This window comes from uncultured Cetobacterium sp. (genome assembly GCF_947038635.1).
In the GTDB taxonomy this organism is placed as follows: Bacteria; Fusobacteriota; Fusobacteriia; order Fusobacteriales; family Fusobacteriaceae; genus Cetobacterium_A.
Genome location: NZ_CAMQXC010000113.1, coordinates 1 through 7,358 on the forward strand (window position 1 = coordinate 1; position 7,358 = coordinate 7,358).

A 7,358-nucleotide genomic window follows, 5' to 3' on the forward strand; every position below is an offset into this window, starting at 1 on the left:
GATCAACTTCTTCGATAATAGAAAGTTGATCTATCTAGAATTCAGACTAGATTAGAGCAAGGATGGATAAATAAGTTTGTTTCAACTCCTAAAGAAGCTTTTGATTTAGCTAAAGAAAAGATGGATTCAAAAACTCCATACGCTATTGCTTATTTAGGAAATATAGTAGACCTATTAGAATATGCGGATACAAATAACATTCATATAGATTTATTATCTGATCAAACATCTTGTCACGCTGTTTATGATGGAGGATATTGTCCTGCTGGAATAACATTTGAAGAAAGAACAAGATTATTAGCAGAGGATAGAGAAACTTTTAGAAAGTTAGTTGATGAAACGTTGAGAAGACACTATAATGTAATTAAAAATTTAACTAGTAAAGGTGTATACTTCTTTGATTATGGAAATAGTTTCTTAAAATCTATTTATGATATCGGAATTAAAGAGATATCAAAAAATGGAAGAGATGATAAGGGTGGATTTATATTTCCATCATATGTTGAAGATATTTTAGGACCTGAGTTATTTGATTATGGATATGGACCATTTAGATGGGTTTGTTTATCAGGAAAAAAAGAGGATCTTTTAAAAACTGATGCAGCAGCTCTTGAATTAGTAAATCCAAATAGAAGATACCAAGATAGAGACAATTATATGTGGATTAAAGACGCAGATGAAAACGGACTTGTAGTTGGAACACAAGCTAGAATATTCTACCAAGATGCTATGAGCAGAACTCAGATAGCTTTAAAATTTAATGATATGGTTAGAAAAGGGGAAATTGGACCAGTTATGTTAGGACGTGATCATCATGATGTTTCAGGAACAGACTCTCCATTTAGAGAAACATCAAATATAAAAGATGGAAGTAATATTATGGCTGATATGGCAACGCAATGTTTTGCAGGAAATGCAGCAAGAGGAATGACTATGATAGCTTTACACAATGGTGGAGGAGTAGGAATAGGTAAATCAATTAATGGTGGATTTGGAATGGTTTTAGATGGAAGTAAAAGAGTAGATGATATTTTATCTCAAGCAATGCCATGGGATGTAATGGGAGGAGTAGCAAGAAGAGCTTGGGCAAGAAACCCACACTCTATTGAAACTGTTATAGAGTTTAATAAAAACAACGAAGGAACAGATCACATAACTTTACCATATATTGTAAATGAAAATTTAATAGAAAAATTGGTAAAATAAAATATTTAATTAAAAATTAGGAGAAGATAATATGTACTGGAATGGAAGAATAGATGGCGAAGAATTGGATGTTCTTCGTATACATCAAGTTGTTAGTATTATGAATTTAAATGAATTACTTAAGGTTGATTTAAATGAGAAAAAAGTTTGTTTTGTAAGTTTTAATTCTGATGAGGGAGTTAGAAGAAATTCTGGAAGATTAGGAGCAAAGGATGGATGGATTCATGTAAAGAAAGCTTTATCTGGATTTCCAATTTTTAGAGAAGATTTAAAATTTTATGATTTAAAAGATCCTATCGAAGTTATAAATCATGATTTAGAATCAGCTCATGCAAAAATGGCAGAAATAGTTTCAGCTTTAAAAGAAAGAAACTTTCTTGTGGTAGTTCTTGGTGGAGGGCACGACATAGCTTTTGCTAATTATTCTGGGATTTTGGATTATGCTTTAAAAAAAGAAGAGAGACCTAAGATTGGAATAATAAACTTTGATGCTCATTTTGATATGAGAGAGTATATAAATGGTAGAAATTCTGGAACTATGTTTTTACAAATAGCTGATATTTGTGAAGAAAAAAAATTGAATTTCGATTATAATGTTTTTGGTATTCAGAAATTTTCAAATACTAAAAGACTTTTTGATAGAGCGGATAAGCTAGGAGTTAAATATTATTTTGCTGAAGAGATTAGAACAATTCCAAGCGATGATCTTTATTCAATTTTAAAAAGAAATGATTATATACATTTAACTTTATGTACAGATGTATTTCATATAACTTCAGCTCCAGGAGTAAGTGCACCACAAACTTTCGGTGTTAATCCAAGAAATGCTTTACCTCTTTTAAAAACAATTGCGAGATATTCAAAAAATTTAACAATAGATGTAGCTGAAATTAATCCAACGTTTGATTATGATGATAGAACATCTAGGCTAATGGCAAACATAATATACGAATTAATTCTTTGTCATTTTGAATAAAATACTTAAAAAATCTCTCCAAATATAATATATTTTGGAGGTTAAAGATGGATTTAAAGCAATTAAAATTTGTGAAAATAAACCCAGCGGGAAATATAACACTGCTTTACGATATAAAAGATATAAATAAAGATCATATTCAAAAAATCTCAAAGATTTCAATGAGTGATTTAAATTTATATGCAGAGCAAGTAGGCTTTATTAATAACAGACATCTACATATGATGGGAGGAGAATTTTGTGGAAATGCTTGTCGATCATTTGCAGCTTACCTAGCATTTAATGACAGAGATTTTCAAAAAGAAAAAATCTATAATATAACTTGTTCAGGAGAAAATATAGAATTGTATGTAGATGTTAGAGTTTCGGAAATAAAGAATATATTTTTATCAAAAATTAAAATGCCAAAAAATATTTCAACTAAAATAATTGAGGTGAATTTAGTAAAAGAAAAAGATATCAAAGCATGTGAAGTTATGTTTGAAGGAATTGTCCATTTTGTTATAGAATCGCCTATAAGTAATGAAGTTATAATTGAAATTAGAAATTATTGTAAAAAGAAAAAAATTTTAACTTTTGGGGTAATGTTTTTTAATTATAAAGAAATGTATATGACACCATATGTAGAAGTTAATGGATTTAATGGTATTTGGGAAAATAGCTGTGGGTCAGGAACAACTGCAGTTGGATATTATTTAAAAAAATATAAAAATATAGATTTTGCAAAAATTATTCAACCAGGAGGTTGGTTAGAAGTTTCTCATGAAAATAATGAAGTTTTTATAGATGGTCCTGTTGAAATAGTTGCTGAAGGAATATCTTATATAAATATCTAAAAATATAATATAAGACTAGAGAGGAAATATTCTCCTCTCTAGTTGAATTACTCTAAATTTATACTAATTAATTTAAGTATATCTTGAGGTTCATTCAAAATAAAATCAGCATTTATTTCAGAAAGATTAGTTGTTCCCCAAGAAGCTACAGCAAATTTCATACCAGCTTTTTTACTAGCTATTTCATCAGCTATAGTATCTCCAACATATATAATGTTCTCTGGATTTAAATTTAAAAGCTTTGCTCCCAAAAGTAATGGTTCAGGATTAGGTTTATGAAGAGCAGTATCTTCTGCAAGAACAGCACAATTAATATATTTATCTAATTTTGTAGGAATAAAATCAATTTCATATTGTTTTTTCATTTTAGAACTAGCTATTCCTATTTTAATTCCTTTTTCATATAAATATTTAAAAACTTCATTAAAACCCTCATATAAAACTGCACCTTCTTCAAATTCGTTAACATATTTGACCCATTTATCATAAGATGCTTCAATATCATTAAAACCAAGCATCTTTATAGTTTGTTTACCAGGATAGGCACAATATTTAATAAGGTTATCATAAGAGATTTCTTTTCCAAGTTCTTCTAAAACTAATTTTTGTAATGGAATTATATTCATTTTTTGAGTATTTAAAATAGTTCCATCTAAATCAAAAAGAATACCTTTAATAATATTTTTCATATAAACTCCTTTTTATTATTTTTTCTAAATTTATAGTAACATTCTCTTAAAAAAATTGAAATATATTTTTTATAAATTATAAAAATTAATATTTCTCCAAGATTTAAAGGTAATAGAGGAATATTATATGATATTAATGACAAACTTTGTAGGTATTGGATAGATAATACAGTAGATATATATAAGAAAACTATAATTAAAACATTTGGAGGATAAGTTTTGAAAATTAATATTAAACGAATTACAAGTGACTTAGAAATTTTAAATACATTTAATACTACACCTAAAAATGGATGCAGTAGATATTCTTTTACTATTGAAGACACAAGAGCAAAAGAATATTTAATAGGTGAAATGAAAGCTATTGGTATGGAAGTTTGGTTTGATGGTATTGGAAACCTACATGGACTTTTAAAAGGAAATGGAGAAAATAAAAAAATTGTATTAAGTGGGTCGCATATAGATACAGTAACAAATGGAGGAAAATATGATGGAAATCTAGGAGTGATTGGTGCTCTAGAGGTCGCAAGAATACTTTCTAAAAGTGAAATAAAAAGATATAATGACTATCAGATTTCAATTTTTGTTGAAGAAGAAGGACCTCATTTTGGTACTAATTTAATAGGTAGTAAGGCTTTTTGTAAAAACTTTTCTGCGGCTCATAGTAAAAAAATTAAAGATTCAGATGGAAGGTCAATGTATGAAGTTATGAAAATAGCAGGATATAATCCAGATGATATAGATAAGATGTCTTTTGATTCCAATAAATATAAAGCTATGATAGAGCTCCATATAGAACAAGGAAGAGTACTAGATTTAGAAAATAAATCTATTGGAATAGTAAAAGGTATTGTAGGATTGAAGTGGTTTAAGATTATAATAAAAGGTGAATCTAATCATGCAGGGGCTACACCAATGAAATATAGACTAGATCCAGTTGTAGAGGGATGTAAGTTAATCTCAGAAATACCAAATATTGTAAAATCTATGGATGATAGTTCAATAGTAGCAACTGTTGGCAAAGTAAATATATTTCCAAATCAAACTAATATAATTGCTAAATTTATAGAGTTCACAATAGATTTAAGAGGTATTGATGAAGAAAATTTACTAACTGTAATCGATGTAATAGGTAGTCAATTAGATGAATTAAAAGAAAAAGGATTTTATTGTGAAATTGAACAAATAACTGAAGCAAAGGGAGTAAAATCTGATTTAGATGTCTTAGATGTGATAGAAAATACTGTAAAAATGAGAAAGTATAACTATATAAAACTTTATAGTGGAGCTAACCATGATACAAGTATTTTAGGGCAATATATTCCTTCGGCAATGATATTTGTCCCTAGTATAGATGGAAGAAGTCATTGTAAAGAAGAGTTAACTAAGGAAAAAGATATAGAAGCTGGGTGTCAAATATTGTGTGATACAGTTGTTGAGTTATTAAAAAAATAAAAATACACGGAATATCCCGTGTATTCTTATTTTAAAATATTAAAAAGTTTGGAGGTATATATGAAAAAAAATTTGAGACTATTTTCATTGGTAACTATATTTTTAATTATTTTTAGCAATGGGTTTGCAAATGGAAAAATATATTCTCGTGGAGATAGTAAAAGTAAAAAAATTGCTTTGACTTTTGATGATGGACCAAATGATACATCTCTTCCAAAAGTTTTAGATCTGTTAAAGGAAGAAGATATTAAAGCATCATTTTTTTTTATCGGAAAAAATATTTCAAATAGAAAATTAGAAGTTGAAAGAACTTATAATGAAGGTCATTTAGTTTTAAATCATAGTTACACACATTCAAATTTTAGTACAGCTTCTCAAGAAACTGTAACATCTGAAATTAAAGAAACTAATGATATAATTAATGAAATATTAGGAGTAGCTCCTACACTGTATAGACCGCCTTATGGAGTAATTACAGAAAATGAGAAAGTAGCTGTTAAAAACTTAGGTATGAATATTGTACTTTGGAATGTTGATGGAGAAGATTGGAATACGAAAAGATCATTAGATTATGTAGTAAGTACTCAAGAAAAAGAGACTAAAAATGGAAGTGTTGTTCTTATGCATACACAACCAGATAAAGATATGTCGTATGAAGCTTTAAAGAAATTAATACCATACTATAGAAATCAAGGTTATGAATTTGTAAAACTTGATGAACTTTTAGGTGTGAAAGCATATAAAACATTAAAATAAAAAAAGTATAAAATTCTTTTAGAATTTTATACTTTTTTTTTATTGCATAGTTGAAGTCATCAAAAATGTCATAGAAAGAAACCAAATAATTGCACCAATAACTAACATAACTAAAGAAGCAATTAAAAAATTTTTTAAATTTTGATTAGTTTTATCAGAAACTAACCATTTAATCCACATAATTATATTTACAATAGGAATCATCATAATTATTTGAATTATAATCCAATCTTTGACAGTTAATACTTTCTCATTATCTTTTATATCCATTTTGAAGAGAGATATTTTAACAAATATTCTCTCACTCACCTCCATAACATGTAGTTTATATAAGAATTATACAGTTAAACATAGTTATTTCCTTTAAGTTTAGAAAAAAATAAGCATCAAGATTGTGTCTTGATGCTTGGCTTTATAATTAGTTAGCAACTGTTTCAACTATTTCTTCAGTTGATACAATTTCAGAGTTTGGAATTACAACATCTCCGCTTGTTTCTTCATTTACATCTGCTGCAACAGATTGTTCTATAGCTTCAATAGCACTACTAGTAGGAACTTTTTCAATAACAGTAGTTTGTTCAACTATGACCTCTTGTGAAGCAACTTCTTCTTTCTCTTTTCCGCATGCTGCAAAAATTGTTAGTATTGCTAAAGATAATAAAATTTTTTTCATTTAGAACTCCTTTTGTTGTTAAATTTACAATATATTGTACAACTATTTCAAGAGATTGTATATTTGAAATTTTAGATCAAAAGTTTTGGTATAATTTTTCAACTTTATAATCTGTTCAAATGTTTACAATCATAACAAATAAAAATTAGTTTGATTTTTTATAGAACAAAAGTTATACTACTAATAGTAAGGTTAAAAGATTTGGACATAAAAGTTTAATCAAAATAATTAGGGGGATACAAAATGTTAGATGGACTACAATCTATTTTTAATACTTTATCAACTGGAGTTGTTGTATTAAATAATAAAGCTGAAGTTAAATTTTTAAATAAGTATATGACGAGTATAATGAAAAAAAAGTATTTAAAAAATCAACAATTAGGGGAACTTTTTGGAAATTTATTTACTTGCATTCATACAGAAGATAGTAATCAAAGATGTGGCGAAACTGAAAACTGTCCTGAATGTCCACTAAGAAAATCTTTAGGAGAAGTTTCTGAAGCTTCTCAGATTGTTGTTTTTGAAAAAGAATTCTATTTATCAGAAGAGCAACAAAAATTAAAAAAATTTTTTGGAATTAGTATGAAACCTGTAGCTGATTCAGATGAAGGTGAGGTATTAATTGAAGTATTTCCAATAAAGCATGATAAAGTTAGTGAGTTTTATTTATATTATCAAAATATAGATGAAGTAAATAAAAAAGTATATAGAGATGTTTTAACAGGTTTATATAATAGAAATTTTTATGAAGAAAAAATATCTAAAAT

Annotated in this window: 8 protein-coding genes and 1 pseudogene; 6 read left to right on the forward strand and 3 right to left on the reverse strand. The window is 27.2% G+C overall.

Translation table 11 applies throughout. The annotated features are described in order from the left end of the window. Positions 1-21 precede the first annotated feature (21 nt). The 3 genes and pseudogenes from Q0V08_RS09590 to Q0V08_RS09600 all read left to right on the forward strand — a co-directional run. A pseudogene (locus tag Q0V08_RS09590) lies at positions 22-1,206 on the forward strand (urocanate hydratase); the annotation flags it as partial. Between the two features lie 31 nt (positions 1,207-1,237). Further along, positions 1,238-2,182 (forward strand): formimidoylglutamase, encoded by a 945-nt coding sequence (gene hutG, locus Q0V08_RS09595; RefSeq protein WP_297434263.1) that lies wholly within the window; start codon positions 1,238-1,240, stop codon positions 2,180-2,182. Between the two features lie 47 nt (positions 2,183-2,229). After that, positions 2,230-3,018, forward strand: a complete 789-nt coding sequence (locus Q0V08_RS09600) for a diaminopimelate epimerase (protein WP_297434265.1) — start codon at positions 2,230-2,232, stop codon at positions 3,016-3,018. A 47-nt stretch (positions 3,019-3,065) separates the two neighbouring features. Here the strand turns inward: Q0V08_RS09600 and Q0V08_RS09605 are convergent, their stop codons facing one another. Further along, positions 3,066-3,707 carry an HAD-IA family hydrolase gene (locus tag Q0V08_RS09605; protein WP_297434267.1) on the reverse strand — a complete coding sequence of 214 codons (642 nt, stop codon included), beginning with the start codon at positions 3,705-3,707 and terminating at the stop codon, positions 3,066-3,068. A gap of 219 nt (positions 3,708-3,926) precedes the next feature. Between Q0V08_RS09605 and Q0V08_RS09610 the strand changes: the two genes are divergently transcribed. Both Q0V08_RS09610 and Q0V08_RS09615 read left to right on the forward strand, forming a co-directional pair. Beyond that, the gene (locus Q0V08_RS09610) at positions 3,927-5,162 is read left to right on the forward strand and encodes a M20 family metallo-hydrolase (RefSeq protein WP_297434269.1); all 1,236 of its coding nucleotides are present in this window, start codon (positions 3,927-3,929) and stop codon (positions 5,160-5,162) included. A gap of 60 nt (positions 5,163-5,222) precedes the next feature. Next, positions 5,223-5,918, forward strand: coding sequence for a polysaccharide deacetylase family protein (locus Q0V08_RS09615; RefSeq protein WP_297434271.1), 696 nt, complete (start codon positions 5,223-5,225; stop codon positions 5,916-5,918). A 39-nt stretch (positions 5,919-5,957) separates the two neighbouring features. On the opposite strand, the gene Q0V08_RS09620 is transcribed toward Q0V08_RS09615, so the two are convergent. After that, on the reverse strand, positions 5,958-6,227 hold the full coding sequence (locus Q0V08_RS09620; protein ID WP_297434273.1) for a hypothetical protein: 270 nt from the start codon (positions 6,225-6,227) through the stop codon (positions 5,958-5,960). A gap of 109 nt (positions 6,228-6,336) precedes the next feature. Further along, positions 6,337-6,591 (reverse strand): hypothetical protein, encoded by a 255-nt coding sequence (locus Q0V08_RS09625; protein WP_297434275.1) that lies wholly within the window; start codon positions 6,589-6,591, stop codon positions 6,337-6,339. Positions 6,592-6,834: 243 nt separating this feature from the next. Here Q0V08_RS09625 and Q0V08_RS09630 point away from each other — a divergent pair. Beyond that, positions 6,835-7,358 (forward strand): hypothetical protein (locus Q0V08_RS09630; RefSeq protein ID WP_297434277.1); only part of this gene is annotated, 524 nt, incomplete at its 3' end.